This window comes from Sinimarinibacterium arenosum (assembly GCF_005047655.1).
In the GTDB taxonomy this organism is placed as follows: domain Bacteria; phylum Pseudomonadota; class Gammaproteobacteria; order Nevskiales; family Nevskiaceae; genus Solimonas.
Genome location: NZ_SUKF01000002.1, coordinates 383,756 through 400,023, shown reverse-complemented (window position 1 = coordinate 400,023; position 16,268 = coordinate 383,756). Strand labels below are relative to the sequence as shown.

Below are 16,268 nucleotides of genomic sequence, written 5' to 3'. Positions count from 1 at the left end.
CACTCAGTCGACATCATTCTCGCCAACGGCCACCCGCACGATGCCGTCGGCGGCAACCCAGGCGCGAAACATGGCGGCCGAGTTGAACGAAAGATCAAGATAGCCTTCATGATCGATCGCTATGCTGCCGCCGCGGCCGCCAAGACGGCGAACCTCCTCCAATCCTTCGCAACAGGCCCGTTCGAGTGTCCATCCACAGTAGCTCATGCGGGCGTGGATCTCGAAGCCGAAGCCACTGCGGATGAAACTCTCTCCGGTCCCGGTGCATGACACTGCGGCGCTGCGATCATCGGCGAAGGTGCCGGCGCCGATGATCGGGGTATCCCCGATTCTTCCTGGATGCTTGTTGGTCAGGCCGCCCGTGCTGGTGGCAGCGGCCAGGTGGCCATGGGCATCGCGAGCAACCGCGCCGACGGTGCCGAATGCAGCACTGTCGGTCTCCGCTCCGGACTTCAGGGCATCATCGTGGTCCAGGCCGATCAGACCCAGTTCATGGGCGCGCTTGAGTTGATGAAAGCGCGCTTCGGTGACGAAGTAATCCGGGGTGACTTCTTCCAGCCCCAGTTCGCGGTTCAGCGCCTCGGCACCCGTTCCCATGAACATCACGTGTGGCGAGCGTTCCATTACCGCTCGCGCCAGACGCACCGGGCTTTTCGCTCGCATGATGCCGGTGACGGCGCCGCAGGCGCGATCCATCCCGGACATGATGGCAGCATCCAGCTCGGGCTGACCGTCGCGATTGAGTACCGCGCCGACTCCGGCATTGAAAAGAGGGCATTCTTCCAGCAACGCCACCACCTGCTCGACGGCATCGACTGCACTGGCGCCAGCTTGCAGCATGGCGCGTCCGGCTTCGGCAATGCGCCGCAGCGCAGCACGCTGTTCAGTGGTATCGGTCTGGTCGACGGCGAGATCGCCGGCGCCACCATGCAGGGCCAATCGGATCATAGAGGTAGTGCGAGTCAGGGTTAGCGATGGGTTGTCGTTGACGGTTGTTCAGCCGCGGTTCGGGATTTCGCGTTAACTTAAACGATCCTCGATCGTTCCGGAGAATCCGATGCTGCGCGTGATGCTAATGCTGGCGGTGGTATTTGTGGGCGCGTGTGCAGGTTCGTCGGCCACGGTGGTATCAAGTGCCGGACCTGGTATCCGTCAGGCCCAGGCTGAGCCTGCGCAGGGCCCGAAATTGCGGATTGCGGTCAGCGACTTCGATTTTCGAGGCAAGCCCGGAATCGGCAGTGGCCTGGCGGACATGCTCAATGCCGCCTTGTTCAATTCGAATCGCTTCATCGTGCTGGAGCGCGCGCGCCTTGACGACGTTACCGCTGAACAGGATCTGGCCGCGACCGGACGTTTCGATACCTCGACGGTGGCACCGGTCGGTCAGCTGGAGGGTGCGGAGCTGATCGTGCGCGGTTCGGTGACGGAGTTCGAGCCGGATTGCAGTGGCGGTTCGGTGCTGCTGGCTTCTACGCGCAAGGCATGCATGGCGATCAACCTGCGCATCGTTGACGTCAGGACCGGACGCATCGTCAACGCGACCACGGTCGAGGGTACCTCGCGCAACGCCGGTGTCGGCTTCACGTACGCCCTGAGCGATCTGCCGATCGGCCTGGGTGCGTACAGCAAGACGCCGATGGAGCAGGCGATCCGCAATTGCATCGACACCGCAGTTCAGTACATCGCCGATACCAAGCTCTGACTCCGCACGCCTGCAGATCCTGGTCATGCGTGCAACGCTCGCGCTGGCGCTTTGCCTGCTGACGGGAGCCTGCGCGCCGACGGCGGAAATCTCCCGCGGCGGCGGCGCGCGCGTAGACACGCTCAGGGCGCTGGATGCCGATGCACGACCGCGCATCGCAATTGCTGCCGTGCTGGACCATACCGGCAGCGACGATTCGCTCGGCTCGGCGGTTGCGGCGACCAATCGACGCCTGCCTGACGATGCCCGCACCACGTCGGCGCAGCTGCTCGAAGTGATCCGGCAGATGATCACGACCGATCTGTTCGCATCGGACCGCTTCATCGTGCTCGAACGCGACGGCCTGGATGACGTGCTGTCGGAGCAGGTGTTTGCACTGGCGCCGGACGATGGAACGGCGACGGTCAAGCCGCCTGCAAGTCTCGAAGGTGCCGATCTGCTGGTGGTGGGGGCCGTGACCGCGATTGATCCGGGGCTGGGCGGAGGTGCCCTGCCAATTCCGATTCCGATCGGCAAGGACGACGGTTTCGGCATCCTGCAGCTGCGCGCAGCGCGCGGCTATATCGCGATGGATCTGCGCGTGGTCGACGTGCGCACCGGGCGTGTGCTCAATGCCACCTCGGTTGAAGGCCGCCATTGGCGCTTGGGTCTGGATTTCACCGGCTACTTCGACGTCGGGCATGACGTGCTGAAACTGCCCGGCCTCGTGCGTCTGTTCCGCAATACGCCGCTGGAGCAGGCGCTGCAGCAGATGTCCACTGCGGCGGTCGACAAGATCGCCGCCGCAGCGAACTGAGGGTTCATTCGAGCGCCTTGGCGACGATCTCCGGCGTCAGCAGCTGCGGCAGCATCTTGGGTTCGCCCCCGCGCACATAGACCAGATACAGGGGCACGCCGTTACGGCCGAAGCGTGCCAGCTCTGCGGTGATCGCCGGGTCTGAGCGCGTCCAGTCGCCGACCAGCACCGCGACGTCGCGATCGGTGAACAGCTGCTCAACCCGACTGGACTTCAGCGCGACACGTTCGTTGACCTTGCAGGTCAGGCACCAATCCGCCGTGAAGTCGACGAAGATCGTGCGGCCGTCGGCGCGCAGCTCGGCAACCCGCTGCGGTGACCAGGCCTCGGCGGTGTCGCCATGATTCGGTCCGCCGATCGAGGCCACCGGTGCAACAAATAGCAGGCCGATTGCTGCGGCCAGTGCGCCCAGCTTCAGTGAGGCCGACAACGGCCCGCTGCGGTTCCACAGCCACATGGCGAACGCGATCAGCACCAGTCCCATCATCACACGCGCCATCATCTGCGCGTCGGTCTGGCGCACCAGCACCCACAGCAGCCAGACCACGGTCAGGTACAGCGGGAAGGCCATGAACTGTTTGAACAGCTCCATCCAGGCGCCGGGTTTCGGCAGCAGTGCGGCCAACTGCGGAAACCAGCCGATCAGCAGGAACGGCAGCGCCAGTCCGAGGCCCAGCGTTGCAAACACCGTCAGCGCGACGTAGGTCGGCTGGGTCATCGCGTAGCCCATTGCCGTGCCCATGAATGGCGCCGTACAGGGGCTGGCGACGACGACGGCGAGCACGCCGGTGAAGAAAGAGCCGGACAGGCCGGGCCGCGCGGCAAGGCCGCTGCCCAACCCCATCAGTCCCATGCCGAACTGCGCGGCCCCGGACAGGGACAAGCCGAGCGCGAACATCACATAGGCGAGGATGCCGATGAACACCGGCGACTGCAGCTGGAAGCCCCAGCCGACGGCTTCGCCGGCACTACGCAAGCCGATCATCGCGGCTGCAACCAACACACATGAAGCGACCACGCCGACGGTATAGGCATAGACCTGACGCCGACGTTCAGATGCATCGTGATTGCCGCCCTTCACCAGGGACAATGCCTTCAGTGACAGCACCGGGAACACGCAGGGCATCAGGTTGAGCACCAGACCGCCGAGCAGCGCGAACAGCAACACCAGCAGGAAACCCGGAGCAACGGCAGGGGTTGCGGTGCTGGCCGAGATCCCGGCCGCCGGCGGTGCGCGCAGCTCGGGTTCACTGACCATCGCCACCGTGCCGGGCCGGGCCTGTATCTCCCAGGCGCGGGACTGGCCATCGCGTTCAACCACCAGGACGCCGTCGACGGTCTCTGGCGGGTCGACGAAGTATTCGCTGAGGGACTGGCTCAGACGTACCGCGGTATCGCTGTCGTGTGCGATGCGTGCTGGCGCCGCATGGTTGACCAGATCATTGGCATACGGGAAGAACGCCAGATGTTCGGCGCCGAGCAGCTGGTCCGCTTCGATGCGCAGCGAAACACTGCCGCCGTCGACAGAAAACGCCGCCGGCCAGTCGTGCGCGGGCTGTGGCAACTGCGCGCGCGCAGCGGCGAAGTTCGGCGTCCAGTCCGGGTTTGCGTGGGTCTGGGCGGCGAAGGGCAGGCTCAGACTCAGGTCGACCTTGCCCGGTACGCAGACGTCGCGGCAGGCCAGCCAGCTGGCAGTTGCCTTGAGGGTGAGTGTTTTCGCACTCAAATCCGGGGACACGGTCAGCGGAACAAGGTGCAGGGTTTCCGTGCTGTAACCGTAGTTGGTCAGATCGCCCAGAGATTCCGCATGCGGATACGGCCACTGAATCTCGCCGGCCGTCACGCCGTCGGGCAGGGTCCATTGCAGTTTGGTGGGGATGCCGGAGTCACCGGGATTGCGCCAGTACACATGCCATTCCGGGGTCGGACGCAGCCGCAGTGCCACCCAGTTTTCGCCTGGAACCAGCGCGGTGTTCTCGGCGATCAGTTCGGCTTCGACTTCCGGGGTGCTGACGGGCGCGGCGTGCAGAGGCGATGTGGCCAGCGATCCCAGCAACAGTGCCGACAGCCACGGCAACAGCAAGCGTTTCATTTTCATTTTCAAGTTGTTGTCACGAATGGGATAGACCGCGTGCAAGCGCTGCGGTTCAGCGTGGTGTTCACCACCAGACGGCTGCGTCGGCGAGTTGTTCGCGCAGAAAAGATTCGGCGTTGGCACCGTGCAGCAGTGCCAGAGTCGATAGCACCCCGGCTTCTGTGCAGCTCGCCGCGCGGACAGTCACAGTCCGCGGACCGCCCACAACCGCCCAGCCGCTGCGGGGGTCGAGTACGTGTGGATAGCGTATCCCGCCTTTGAGCAGGAATCGATGGGCGTCGCCGCTGGAGGCGATGGCCCCGGAGGACAGGCCGACTGTCGGTGCAGGACTGCCGGGCTGCTGCAGGTCGATGCCGACCTGCCACTGGCTGCCGTCGCTGCGCGGTCCGCTGACCGCCAGATCGCCGCCGCAGTTGACCAGCACCGGTTTCGATGTCTGCTCGCGCAGGCATTTCAACGCGCGATCCACTGCGTATTCCTTGCCGATCCCGCCAAAATCGATTTCCATCCCCGGTGGCATCTGCAGTTCCGGCGAACGCCAGCGGACGCGGTGCCAGCCAACCAAGGGCAAGACGGCATCGATGGCCGCCTGCGTCGGCACCCGATCCGAGCCGTCGAAGGGCCAGACTCGACGTAGCACGCCGCTGGTGACGTCGAACAGGCCGTCACTGAACTGGTACAGGTGCTGCGCATAGTCGAGAAAGCGTGCCGTTTCCTCATCGACTTGGACCGCCGCGCCGCCCGCGGTGTTGATCCGATACACCACGTTGTCATTGCGGTAGCGGCTCCAGTGCTGCTCGATGCGCAGCACCTCCGTGGCTGCGACTCGTGTCAGCGCCTCGGTTTCTTCGGCGCCAGCGTCGCAGCACAGCACTTCGCACGGTGACGCCATCGCCAGAAAGCGACCGACGTAGCCACCGCCGCAGGCGGTGGCTACGTGAACGTTTGCGGCGTCTAGCATGGGAGCAAGACGCCGCGCGTCGCTACCACTTGAAGTGATAGCCCAGCGTCAGCATCACCGCGGACAGGTTCGGTTGCAGGTCGAATTTCGACAGGCCTTGCGCTGCCTGATCGGGGACGCCGCTGACCGTTGGGGTCTGTTGATACCATTCCAGTCGTGCGCTCCAGTCGCCGCCGCGGCGGTTGGCACTGCCGACTTTGAAGCCCGCCGTATACGCATCGAACTGGGCGAGGCGGGTGTCGGCGCTGGCATAGTCGACTGTGTTCTCCTCGCCATCGTACAGCGCGACGCGATAGAAATCCGCCGCGGTCTGGCTGTACCAGCGCAGGTGCGGTTCGACGTAGTGGTGCTCACTGAAGCCCCAGCGATAGGCCAGGTCGACCGTATGCGAATCGATGCCCCAGTCGTCGGTCATGTAGCGATAGGAGACATCGACGATGTCGCGATCGAACAGCAGACGCTTGTAGCGTGCATACACCGCGTTCTTGGTGCGGCTGTCCGGACGCGACTCGTAGACGTAGCGCAGCGGTTCGCCATTGCTGCCGACCACCGACAGGACCTTGTACGGATCGTTCTGATAGCCGCTGGAACTGCTCAGCGAGAAATTCAGCTGAAACAGGCTGTACGGATCCAGCACCTGGGTCCAGCCGAGCATCAGATCGGTGACAGTCTTGGTATCGCTGGCGCCATCGTCACGGCCGTCGTGATCGTCGTCGTCCTCGTTCTCATTGTCACCGCCACCGCCACCGCCGCCGCTGTTACTGGCTGCCATCTCGGCCAGCGGGAACGGCACCCCGCCCACCGGATCGATCGTATCGGACTCGAAACTCAGGCCCGTACTCAAGGTGGTGTTGTGCTGAAAGAAGTCATGCGCATAGCGCACATTGGCGCCGAGCGACAGGAAGTCGTATTCGCTGGAGCCGTTGACACCGACGCCGAGTGTGCCGTTGTCCGACACCGGGAAGCTGTAGTCGAGCACCGCGGCAACGCGCGTGTCCTTGAAACGGTCGTCAAGCGGTGTGGCGTAGGCTGGGGTGGTGTAGCCGCCAGTGGTGCCGGATGCGCCTGAGAATGTCTGCGGTGTCGATGCCGGCGTCGCGCCATTGGGTGACGAGCCGGTCAAGGTGTCGAGTACCAGCTTGCCGGTGAAATAGCGTCGGCCGCCCAAGCTGTAGGTGCCCTTGACGACCGGTTCGACGGCCTGCACGCGGCTGTCGCTTTCGCTGTACACCAGCACCGCGGTGTCGATGTCCCAGGTCCCAGCCGGATCTTCGGCATGTGCGGTGGTTGCCGCACCGCCGCCAAGCAGCGTCAGCGTTGCTGCGGTCAGTGCGCGGCGTTTGTCCTGCGCGTTGTTCAGTTGCATCCGCAGCCTCCGCCACCGAAGCCACGTCCACCACTGGAGGCTTCCTTGCTGAAGTAGATATGGTCGTCCAGGCCGGCTTGCACGGCATCGGCGTCGACCTGCATGTCCGGACGCGACAGTGCAGCGCGTTGCCACGGTTTGGCACCCATGCTGCTGCAGCCGGACAGGGCGCACAGCCCCAGTCCCAGCAGCGGCGCCAGAATCAATACGGAACTGCGCTTCACTTCGAGTCTCCTTGATGATTCAGCGCCGCGCGGATTGCGGCTTCGTATTCGTTGATGCGTTCCGGCAGGAAGCCGGAGTGCACGTGCAGCACGCGGCCTTGCTCGTCGAGAATCAGCGAAGTCGGCATGCCGGGAATGTTGTAGTGCTCGGCGATCTTGCCCTGGGCATCACGGATCACGTCGAAACCTGCCGGATGGTGTTTCAGAAAGCGGGCCGAGGCGGTATCGCTTTCGTCGACATTGACGCCGACCACAACCAGCTTGGGGCCGAACTTGGTCTGCAGCGTGTTGAGCCAGGGGAAGGATTCGGCGCAGGGGGTGCACCACGACGCCCAGAAGTCGACGTAGACGATTTTGCCGGCATAAGGCTTCAAGGCTTCGTCAACAGGGACCGGCTTTGGCGTTGCGGCAGCCGCCAGCGCGGGAACTATCAGGACGCCGAGCAGCAGCGCAGTGAGACGTTTGAGCATGAGAACTCCGGAAGACTGGCGGCGAAGGTGCCAAGGGCCGTGTAAACATCCGGTCAACAGCAGGTGCATGGCCCGCACTGCATGGTATCGGCAATGCCCAGTTGCGCAGATTGCCGCAGGGTGCCGCGGCACGGTCTAATGCGGGAATGAAAGCCCGGTTGGACACTCCATGCTGATCCGCAGCCTCGCAGGACTGGTCCTGGTTCTGCTGCTTGCGCCGTTGGAGACGCAAGCAGCAGGATCGATGCGTTGCGGTTCGCGGTTGGTCAGCGAAGGCATGCTGGCTGCCGAAGTGATTGCGGCCTGCGGTGAGCCGGATCTGCGCGATGTCTGGTCGCCGCCCGGCACGTACAGCCCCGGTTATCTGCCTCCGCAGGAGCAATGGACCTACAACTTCGGATCCAGCAAATTGCTGCGGCTGCTGCGCTTCAGCAACGGTCGTCTGGACCGCATCGACTCCGAGGGTTACGGCTTCGCCAAGCCGGGCGGCAGTGGTTCCTGTGCTTACAGTGACATTCGACCGGGCATGAGCAAGTATCGCTTGCTGTCGCGCTGCGGCGAGCCATTGACCAAGTCTGCGGATACGCTGTGGCAGCCCTTGTCGGCACATGGTGCGCATCATCCGGATCTGCGCGCTCTCCACAATTCGGTCGTACGCGTTTATCGGGAAGAGTGGATCTTCAACTTTGGTGCCAGCCAGTTGCTGCGCATCGTCACCTTGGAAAACGGGAGTGTCGTCGATGTCCAGACCGGTCGCCGCGGTTTTGACCCTTAAGCTTGCATCGATCTCGCTTGCGGCACTGACGCTGAGCGCCTGTGGCATGGGCAGCGCCAGTCTGCGCGGTGCCGACGGTCAGCTGCAGCCGTGCGGGGCGCGGCATTGCGTCTCTTCGCTGTCCGATGATCCGACATACGCGATCGAGCCTCTGCGCTATGCGGGTGACCGCGGGGTTGCGCATGCCACCCTGATCGGTGCGCTGAAGGGCATGCCGGGCGTGGCAGTGGCAACGGATACGCCGGACTACGTTCATGCCACCGCGACTACGGCGCTGATGCGCTATGTCGACGACATGGAATTCGTTTTTCCGGCCGACGCGTCGGTGATCCAGTTGCGCTCGTCGAGCCGTCTGGGCTACTCGGATCTCGGCGCCAATCGCAAGCGCATCGAAACCCTTCGCGAGCGCTTCATGGCCGCGCAGCCGCGGTAGACGAGGCTTCGCCCCGGAGGAAGTTCAGCTCCGGTGAAACACGATCGGTGCGCCGCCATAGGCGCGCTTGGCCATCCACTGCGCCAGTGCGGAGTCCAGATACGCAGCGTGGCCGGGAAACCATTTGAGCAATTCCATGGCCAGTGAGCGCGCCGTGTCGATGGCGCCGTTTTCACCGCTGGCGAGTTGCTGCTGAACCTCGTAAACAGACTTCAGCACCGCTTCGTGTTCGTCGAGATGGCACTGCGACGGCGGAAACGCCGTGCTGGTCATCCACTCGGCTTCCTGATCGAAATGTGCCTGCGTGTGCGTGGCCAGCGCGTCCATGCGCTCGGCGATGGTGTCGTCGGCGGCCAGCAGTACTGCGCGCGCAAGGACAACGAATTCCTGGTGCGTGCTGTCCATCGGCGGATAGCCAAGCGCGTAGCTGTCGGACCATTCGAGCGCGGGTTTGCTGTGCATGCGATTCGATTTCAGTAAGTGAACGGCGCCGGCGCGTGCGCCAGCCATAAAAGTATAGGCCTGCCCGGTTCCGGTGACCGTGCTGCCGGGCGCCGGCTAGAACTCCAGATCCAGCGCGCCACACAGCCAGTCGATCATCGGCGTGATGACTTGATAGCGCTTGATCAGCTGTTTGACCAAGTCCGGACGCATGAGGTCATCGTCGCTGAACTGTGACGACGCGACAAAGTCCTTGCGCTTGAGGTCCTCGATCATCGGGTGTTCGGGGTCGTAGCCGCGCGGCGGCCGGGACAGCGAGTCGCCACCGAGCGCGAATTGCTTGCGAAACGCGGCACTCTCTGTGGCCTGCTTCCAGCTGACCGGACTGTTGAGCAGGAAGTTGCGCACACGCTTGAGCGTCTCTGGCTGCGGATGCCAGATGCCACCGCCGGCAAAGCTGGCGCCGGGTTCCACGTGCAGATAGAACACCGGTGCATCGAGTCGGCCGGGGGCAGCATTGCCGTCGCTGCCGCGTGCCGTGGCGACAGTGGCGGCGTGATAGAAGCGCATGCCGATGTGCGTTTTGTAAGGCGTCTTGTCGGCCGCGAAGCGGGTGTCGCGGTGAATCCGGAACAGCGAGCCGCCGACCGGCTTGGGGCTGGCGATGTATTCAGGACTGATGGCTTGCAGTGGCTCAGCCAGATCCGCGATCAATCGCAGGCTGGGCTGGCGCACATGCTGTTCGTACTCGGCCTTGTGCGCGGTAAACCACTCACGCGAATTGTTGCGCGCCAGCGAGCGCAGGAAGCGCAGGCTTTCTGGCGTGTAGTAAGCGGTTGCTGCGGCCATCGGTCGCTTCCCCCTCGATGTCAGGAGCCGAACTTTACGACAAGCGCGGTGAGGCGGTCGCCGGATATCATTCACCAGCGAACCCCGAATACAGGGGCGGAGAGGAAGTTGAATGAACAAGTCGCGCGACTACGACATCGTGCTGTTTGGGGCGACCGGTTTTACCGGCCGATTGACCGCTGAATATCTCGCGGGGCACGGCGGCGAGCGCCTGCGCTGGGCTCTGGCTGGGCGCAACTCAGAGAAACTGGAGCAGCTGCGACAGGATCTGACTTCCGTCGCCGGCGCCAACCCGCCTGCCGTACTGCATGCCGATGTTGACGACGAGGCGTCGATCCGCGCACTGGCCGGATCCACGCGTGTCGTCATCAGCACGGTGGGGCCCTATATCGAATACGGCGAGCCGCTGGTTCATGCCTGCGCCGATCTGGGGACTGATTACGTCGATCTGACCGGAGAGCCGGAATTTGTCGATCGCATGTGGCTGCGCTATCACGACAGCGCCCGCGCCAGCGGCGCGCGCATCGTGCACTGCTGCGGCTTCGACAGCATTCCACACGATCTGGGCTGTTGGTTCACCGTGCAGCAGCTGCCGCAGGACGTGCCGTTGAAGGTGCAGGGTTTCGTGCGCGCCGGCGGCGCGATCTCCGGAGGCACCCTGCATTCCGCGGTGACCGCGTTTTCGCGGCTGCCGAAGTACATCTCGGTGCAGCGTCAGCGCCGGGCTGAGGAGGGCTGGCCGGTCGACCGCCGGATCGGCTCGGTACGGCATGGACTGCGCTTCATCGATGCGCTGGGCACCTGGGCGCTGCCCATGCCGACGATCGATCCGCAGATCGTGCGGCGCAGTGCCGCCGCCATCGACCGCTACGGACCGGATTTCCGCTACGGTCATTTTCTGCAGATCAAGCGGATTGGCACTGTGGCCGGACTGGTGGCCGCCACTGGAGCGGTCGTGGCCGGCAGCCAGCTGGAAATGACACGCAAGCGGCTGCTCGCGCTGCGTGCCAGCGGAGATGGCCCCAGTGAAGCGCAGCGTGCCAAGGGCTGGTTCAAGATCACCTTCCTCGGTGAGGGCGGTGGACACCATGTGCGCTGTGAGGTCAGCGGCGGTGATCCCGGCTATGGCGAAACGTCGAAGATGCTGTCCGAATCCGCGTTGTGTCTGGCCTTCGACCGCTTGCCTCGAAGCGCCGGTGTGATCACGCCGGTACAGGCCATGGGCAACAACTTGATCGAACGCCTGCGCCACCGGGGCATCGGCTTTCGTGTGGTCGACGCGACCTGAAGTACAGTAGCTGCGGACATTCCGGAAAAAGCTACACCATGAGCCAATTGTTTCTGTCGCTGGGCGCCGTCTACGGACTGTTGGGTGTGGCGCTGGGGGCGTTCGGCGCGCATGCACTGCGCGCGCGCGTGGCGCCGGACATGCTGGCGATCTGGAAAACCGCCGTCGAATACCAGATGTATCACGCGTTCGCGTTGCTGGCTGTTGGCGTTCTCTTTCGGGTCTTGCCGACGCCGGGGCCGCTCGCGGCGGCCGGGGGGTGCTTTGCCGGCGGCGTGCTGGTGTTTTCCGGCAGCCTGTATGCGCTGACGCTCAGCGGTGTACGCGTGCTCGGGGCGATCACGCCCATTGGCGGTGTTCTGTTTCTGGCCGGATGGCTGCTGCTACTGCTTGCAGTCTGGCGCAGCGCCTGAGGTTTTCCTACTCGGCAGGAGGAAACGCGTTGCGGAGTGCTGAGGCGACGCGCGCATAGGCCTGGTCCCGGGCCATCGTCATCGCTGCATCGATCTGCTCGGTCAGTTGTGCTTGCAGGGCTGCCAGATCACGTTCTGCCTGACGTCGCACCTGTTCCAGCGCGTCAGTCTGATGTCGGCGCAGGCTCTCCATCGCTTCCGCATGCTCCAGTTGCAGTTGCTCGATGGCCTGGCGATGGGCAGTGGCCTGCGTCGCCAACGCTGAGCTGACACGGCGATCCAGTTCGTCAACTCGCGCGTTCAGGCGAGCGAAATCGCGATCATCTGCGCTGTGGCTGCTCGCGGGGCTGCTGTGGATCGCGTCAATATGCAGGCGCAGGTCCGTCATTGCGCGCTCCAGTCGCTGGTTGGAAACCGCGTCGTCGTCAGAGGATGAATCGCCTTCTGCCTCGGGAGATTCGGGCTCAGCCGGAGCCGATGTCGCGCTGTGCCCCGGATCTTGAGTGTCGAGCTCAATGCCGGCGTCCGTCACCGTGGCCTGCACGGGAGGTTCCGGTGCCGCCGTCGCGAGTTCCGGTAGCTCATCCAGCACGCCTTGCAGCGCTTCGGGCGTCGGCGGTTTGGGCAGCACGGCTACAGCGCCCCGTTCGCGCGCCTGTTCGACGAAACGGGCATCGTCGTAAGACGAACAGATCACCACAGGAATGGCGGCGGTCTGCGGTTGCTCCCGCAGGCGCCGCAGCGCAGCGAAGCCATCTTCCTCAGGCATCGCATGATCCAGAAAAATCACGTCGGGAAGATGCTGCTGAAGATGCAGGTAGGCGTCACGAGCGCTTTCGGCGGTCGCCACTTGAAAGCCGTGACGTTCCAGTGATTTGCGCAGCGCGAAGCGAGCTGATTTCGAATCGTCGACGACCAGTGCAGTTCGCGGGTCCATCCAGCAGCTCCAGAGTTGCGTATCTGCAATCTAGCACTGCACACCGGCGCATGTGTCGTTAACAAACAATTAACACATTTCGGGGGTTCCACTCAGGCCTGCATGATCGGCGCCGATGGCAGAATGACTTCGCCGATGTGTGGGGTGCATGGCGCGATCAAGACTTCAGCCAGACGACGACGTCTGGCATTTTTTCGGGGATGGGTGAAATGAAGCTGAGCAAGCGAAGCTGGCGTACGAACGCATGGATGGCTGCGATCGTTGTCTCGGTTGCCGGAGTGGTTGCACTGGCCTTGCAGCCGCGCTGGCGCGAGCAGAGTCTGGCGCTGGTCGGTATCGATGTCTGTCCACCCGGGTACGAATGGGTCGACCCGGTTGACGTATCGGAGAAGATGAATCCCGGTTTTGCACGCGCCAATGCCGCCAAGATCCGCGCGCAGTTCGGCGAACGCTTCTGCGCCTGGCGCAAGCTGCCGGAGGGCTTTGCCGAGAAAATCGAGGAAAAGAGCAAGTTTCTCGGCATGCGCGGCAGCGTGCCGCCGGCACTGATGCGCAAGGCGGTCGAGCAGAAGGCGGCACTCAAAACGGCGCAGGCCAAGATCGCCAACGCTTCCGGGCAATGGGAAGAGTACGGCGTGGGGCCCCAGGTTTCCGACGAGGCATATCCGGATGGTGCCAATGATGGCATTCCCGAGGTGGCCGGCCGTGCCGACAGTTTTGCCTACGATCCAGAAGCACAGCGTCTGTTCGTGGCCATTGGCACCGGTGGCATCTGGATGTCGCAGGCAACCGGCGGCGATGTCGGCACCTTGGGCGATCTGTGGCAGCCGATCGGTGACACGCTGCCGACGTTGGTGACCAGTGCGGTCGCGTGGACCTCGGCCGGCGGCGGCCGCGTGATCGCGCTGACCGGTGAGCATGTGCAGGGTGGTAACACGTATGTCGGTCTCGGCGGCTACTGGTCGGATGATCTCGGCAAGAGCTGGCATCACGCTGAAGGTCTGCCCGACGGGACCAATGCGTCGCGGCTTGCGGTCGATCCGAGCAACCCCAGCATCGTCTACGCGGCCACCGGCATGGGGCTGTTCCGCTCCGACGACGCCGGCACCACGTTCACCAATGTCGCATTGCCGGTGTCCGAGCAGTGCGCCGGCGTCGTCGGGCTCGGCCCCTGCCAGCTCGCCAACATGGTCACTGATGTCGTGATCAAGCAGCCCGGCGGCGTCACCGACGTCGCCTGCGGCGAAGACGGCTGTCCGGTGCTGGCGGCGGTGGGCTTCCGGTCCGGCGCGCTGCCGTACGCCGACGGCACGCCCCAGTCGCCCGGCAACGGCCTGTATCGCTCTGACAGCGGCAAGGCCGGCACCTTCGCGCGTGTCGGTACCGGCGTCGGCGAGCTGCAGAACGTGACGGGTGGCTTGGTGCCGTTCGGGTTCGCGCCGCAGGCCCGCATCGGACGGATCGAGATGGGTCATGCGATCGGCCCGGCGCAGGACCACAACTACGTCTACGCGATCGTGCAGGACGCGGTATTGCTCAATGACGGCATTCCGGTGCTGGACTTGCCGACGGATGAGGGTTTGCCGTCGTTGCCGCTGGACTGTTCTGCGCTGCCGGAAGGCGATCCGCAATTCATCTGCGAGCTGGCAACGCAAGGGTTCAATCCCACCGCGCTCAATGGTGTCTACGTTTCGCCGGACTTCGGCGACACCTGGATTCGCATGGCCGACGATGTCGAGCTGACCTACGCCGGCGTCGCAACCGGTTCATCCTTGGCGGCCGTTGTCGCGCTGGGTATCGGCCCTGGCGTGCAGTCCTGGTACGACCTCTGGATCAAACCCGATCCGACCGCGGCCGATCCGTTGCTGGGTATTCCGACCCGCGTCGCCTTCGGCATGGAGGAGGTCTGGAAGAACCGCCTGAACGTCCCCGTAACGGGACTGGAGCAGACGCCAAATGACTTCAAGGTCATCGGCACCTATTTCGCCGGCAACACCTGCCTGTTCCTGCTCGGCAATCTCGGTCTCGGTCCGGCGCCGCCGGTGTGTCCGTTCCGCGACGGTCTGTATACCTACATCACGACGACGCATCCGGATCAGCACGACGCGATCTACATCCCGGACGAACAGCGCGGCGGCGTGTGGCTGATCGTCGGCAACGACGGAGGCGTGTTCAAGCAGTACTCGTCCGACACCGTGGTCGACGACTTTGACAACACCAAGTGGGGCAGCGGGGCCAACCATGGCTTCTACACGCTGTTCAACTACGGCATCAGCGTCGCCAAGGACGGCACGGTCTACTACGGTCTGCAGGACAACGCTTCCGGCAAGATCGAGCCGGAAACGCGGCGTCAGCTGCGCATCTATGTCGGCGACGGCATGTGGACCGCGGTCGATCCGGACAACTCCGATGTTGCCTATTACCAGACGCCGGGGCTGTCGCTGGTGCGGACCACAGACGGCGGCAAGACCAACGAGTACGTGGACGACTTCGACGTCGGTACGGCGCACTTCCTCAGTCCGTTCCGGATGGATCCGGACGATGCAGAGCACCTGGTCGCGGCCGGCACCAAGGTGGCCGAGACGCTGAACGCCTCGACGGATGCCGAATGGACCACCGTCTACGATCTGGGCACCAACGCGGTGACCGGCTCGGCGTTCCAGTCGCGCGGACCGCTGGCGGTGCGCGGGGATGCGGTTTACGTCGGTTTCTGCGGGCCGTGCAATCTGACGGGCGCGGGTGCGCAGTTCCAGGGCGGCCTGGCGACCAACGTCGGCGGCGACGCACCGGCGCAGAAGGGCTCGGCGAACGGCTGGCACAAGGCCTCGGCGATCGGACTGCCGAACCGCTACATCTACGACATCGCGATCGACCAGGACGATCCGAACACGGTGTACGTCGTGCTCGGCGGCTACTCCACCGCGCGCTGGTTGCCGGACGGGCAGTACCTCGACACCAATCCCGAACTGGGCGAGGGTTACGTCTACAAGTCGACCGATGCCGGTGAGCATTTCACCGACATCACCGGCGATCTGCCTCCGGTGATCAGCACCGCGATCATTCGTCGCGGTTCGCAGCTGATCGTCGGCACCGATCTGGGCGTGTTCATCTCGTCGGATCTGGACGGCAGCAGCTGGGCGCCGCTGGGCGATCTGCCGTCGGTGCCGATCAATACGCTGGTGACCAAGCCGGGTGATGACAGCCAGCTGTTCGCTGGCACGTTCGGCCGCGGCGTGCAGCTGTATCGCTTCGACAAGGCGACGGACGGTGGCGGCGACACGGGCGGTGGCAAGCCCGACGCCGGTCGCTTCGGCTCCGGTGCGACGCCGTGGTCAGTCGTGTTCCTGATGCTCTTTGGCGCCGGATTGCGTACGCTACGCGGGCGCCATCGCCGTGAGCTGCATCACTGACGCGGGGATATTGCGCACCAGACCGGGAGAATGCCGGCCGTCGGGGGGCGGTCCGGCATTTGCGGGGAAGGGGGCACGCATTGCGTGCCCCTTTTTTTGTCCGGTGCG

General features: G+C 64.2%; 16 protein-coding genes. 7 read left to right on the top strand and 9 right to left on the bottom strand.

Translation table 11 applies throughout. From position 1 onward, the window contains the following. Positions 1 to 3 precede the first annotated feature (3 nt). A complete protein-coding gene (locus E4T66_RS05375) occupies positions 4 to 948 on the bottom strand; it encodes an isoaspartyl peptidase/L-asparaginase family protein (protein WP_136847875.1) in 945 nt (314 codons plus the stop codon). Positions 949 to 1,057: 109 nt separating this feature from the next. Here E4T66_RS05375 and E4T66_RS05370 point away from each other — a divergent pair, with 109 nt between their 5' ends. Next, positions 1,058 to 1,702 carry a CsgG/HfaB family protein gene (locus E4T66_RS05370; RefSeq protein ID WP_136847874.1) on the top strand — a complete coding sequence of 215 codons (645 nt, stop codon included), beginning with the start codon at positions 1,058 to 1,060 and terminating at the stop codon, positions 1,700 to 1,702. Positions 1,703 to 1,727: 25 nt separating this feature from the next. Continuing rightward, positions 1,728 to 2,498 (top strand): CsgG/HfaB family protein, encoded by a 771-nt coding sequence (locus tag E4T66_RS05365; protein WP_136847873.1) that lies wholly within the window; start codon positions 1,728 to 1,730, stop codon positions 2,496 to 2,498. Positions 2,499 to 2,502: 4 nt separating this feature from the next. Here E4T66_RS05365 and E4T66_RS05360 read toward each other — a convergent pair whose 3' ends face one another. From E4T66_RS05360 to E4T66_RS05340, 5 genes are all read right to left on the bottom strand, one after another. Further along, positions 2,503 to 4,590, bottom strand: coding sequence for a protein-disulfide reductase DsbD family protein (locus E4T66_RS05360; protein WP_248679451.1), 2,088 nt, complete (start codon positions 4,588 to 4,590; stop codon positions 2,503 to 2,505). 67 nt (positions 4,591 to 4,657) lie between these two features. Further along, positions 4,658 to 5,554, bottom strand: coding sequence for an FAD:protein FMN transferase (locus E4T66_RS05355; protein WP_136847871.1), 897 nt, complete (start codon positions 5,552 to 5,554; stop codon positions 4,658 to 4,660). A 22-nt stretch (positions 5,555 to 5,576) separates the two neighbouring features. Continuing rightward, positions 5,577 to 6,920 (bottom strand): DUF3570 domain-containing protein, encoded by a 1,344-nt coding sequence (locus E4T66_RS05350; protein WP_136847870.1) that lies wholly within the window; start codon positions 6,918 to 6,920, stop codon positions 5,577 to 5,579. Further along, the gene (locus E4T66_RS05345) at positions 6,911 to 7,144 is read right to left on the bottom strand and encodes a DUF4266 domain-containing protein (RefSeq protein ID WP_169577492.1); all 234 of its coding nucleotides are present in this window, start codon (positions 7,142 to 7,144) and stop codon (positions 6,911 to 6,913) included. Before E4T66_RS05345 ends, E4T66_RS05350 begins: the two co-directional genes overlap by 10 nt. Then, the gene (locus tag E4T66_RS05340) at positions 7,141 to 7,614 is read right to left on the bottom strand and encodes a TlpA family protein disulfide reductase (RefSeq protein ID WP_169577491.1); all 474 of its coding nucleotides are present in this window, start codon (positions 7,612 to 7,614) and stop codon (positions 7,141 to 7,143) included. The genes E4T66_RS05345 and E4T66_RS05340 overlap by 4 nt, the downstream gene beginning before the upstream one ends. Positions 7,615 to 7,783: 169 nt before the next feature. On the opposite strand from E4T66_RS05340, the gene E4T66_RS05335 reads away from it, so the two are divergent. Together E4T66_RS05335 and E4T66_RS05330 are read left to right on the top strand one after the other, a co-directional pair. Continuing rightward, positions 7,784 to 8,389: a DUF2845 domain-containing protein gene (locus tag E4T66_RS05335; RefSeq protein WP_136847868.1), complete on the top strand. Its 606-nt coding sequence runs from the start codon at positions 7,784 to 7,786 to the stop codon at positions 8,387 to 8,389. Then, complete coding sequence (locus E4T66_RS05330) at positions 8,355 to 8,822, top strand: DUF1499 domain-containing protein (RefSeq protein WP_136847867.1); 468 nt, start codon at positions 8,355 to 8,357, stop codon at positions 8,820 to 8,822. The genes E4T66_RS05335 and E4T66_RS05330 overlap by 35 nt, the downstream gene beginning before the upstream one ends. Positions 8,823 to 8,846: 24 nt before the next feature. On the opposite strand, the gene E4T66_RS05325 is transcribed toward E4T66_RS05330, so the two are convergent. Next, positions 8,847 to 9,284 (bottom strand): bacteriohemerythrin, encoded by a 438-nt coding sequence (locus tag E4T66_RS05325; protein ID WP_136847866.1) that lies wholly within the window; start codon positions 9,282 to 9,284, stop codon positions 8,847 to 8,849. A 96-nt stretch (positions 9,285 to 9,380) separates the two neighbouring features. After that, positions 9,381 to 10,112 carry a DUF2461 domain-containing protein gene (locus E4T66_RS05320; protein ID WP_136847865.1) on the bottom strand — a complete coding sequence of 244 codons (732 nt, stop codon included), beginning with the start codon at positions 10,110 to 10,112 and terminating at the stop codon, positions 9,381 to 9,383. Between the two features lie 112 nt (positions 10,113 to 10,224). On the opposite strand from E4T66_RS05320, the gene E4T66_RS05315 reads away from it, so the two are divergent. Both E4T66_RS05315 and E4T66_RS05310 read left to right on the top strand, forming a co-directional pair. Further along, positions 10,225 to 11,400: a saccharopine dehydrogenase family protein gene (locus E4T66_RS05315; protein WP_136847864.1), complete on the top strand. Its 1,176-nt coding sequence runs from the start codon at positions 10,225 to 10,227 to the stop codon at positions 11,398 to 11,400. Positions 11,401 to 11,438: 38 nt separating this feature from the next. After that, entirely contained in the window at positions 11,439 to 11,813 is a 375-nt protein-coding gene (locus E4T66_RS05310) for a DUF423 domain-containing protein (RefSeq protein WP_136847863.1), read from the top strand. Positions 11,814 to 11,820: 7 nt separating this feature from the next. Here E4T66_RS05310 and E4T66_RS05305 read toward each other — a convergent pair whose 3' ends face one another. Beyond that, on the bottom strand, positions 11,821 to 12,750 hold the full coding sequence (locus E4T66_RS05305; protein ID WP_136847862.1) for a response regulator: 930 nt from the start codon (positions 12,748 to 12,750) through the stop codon (positions 11,821 to 11,823). Positions 12,751 to 12,998: 248 nt separating this feature from the next. Here E4T66_RS05305 and E4T66_RS05300 point away from each other — a divergent pair, with 248 nt between their 5' ends. Further along, a complete protein-coding gene (locus tag E4T66_RS05300) occupies positions 12,999 to 16,160 on the top strand; it encodes a beta propeller repeat protein (RefSeq protein WP_136847861.1) in 3,162 nt (1,053 codons plus the stop codon). Positions 16,161 to 16,268 lie beyond the last annotated feature (108 nt).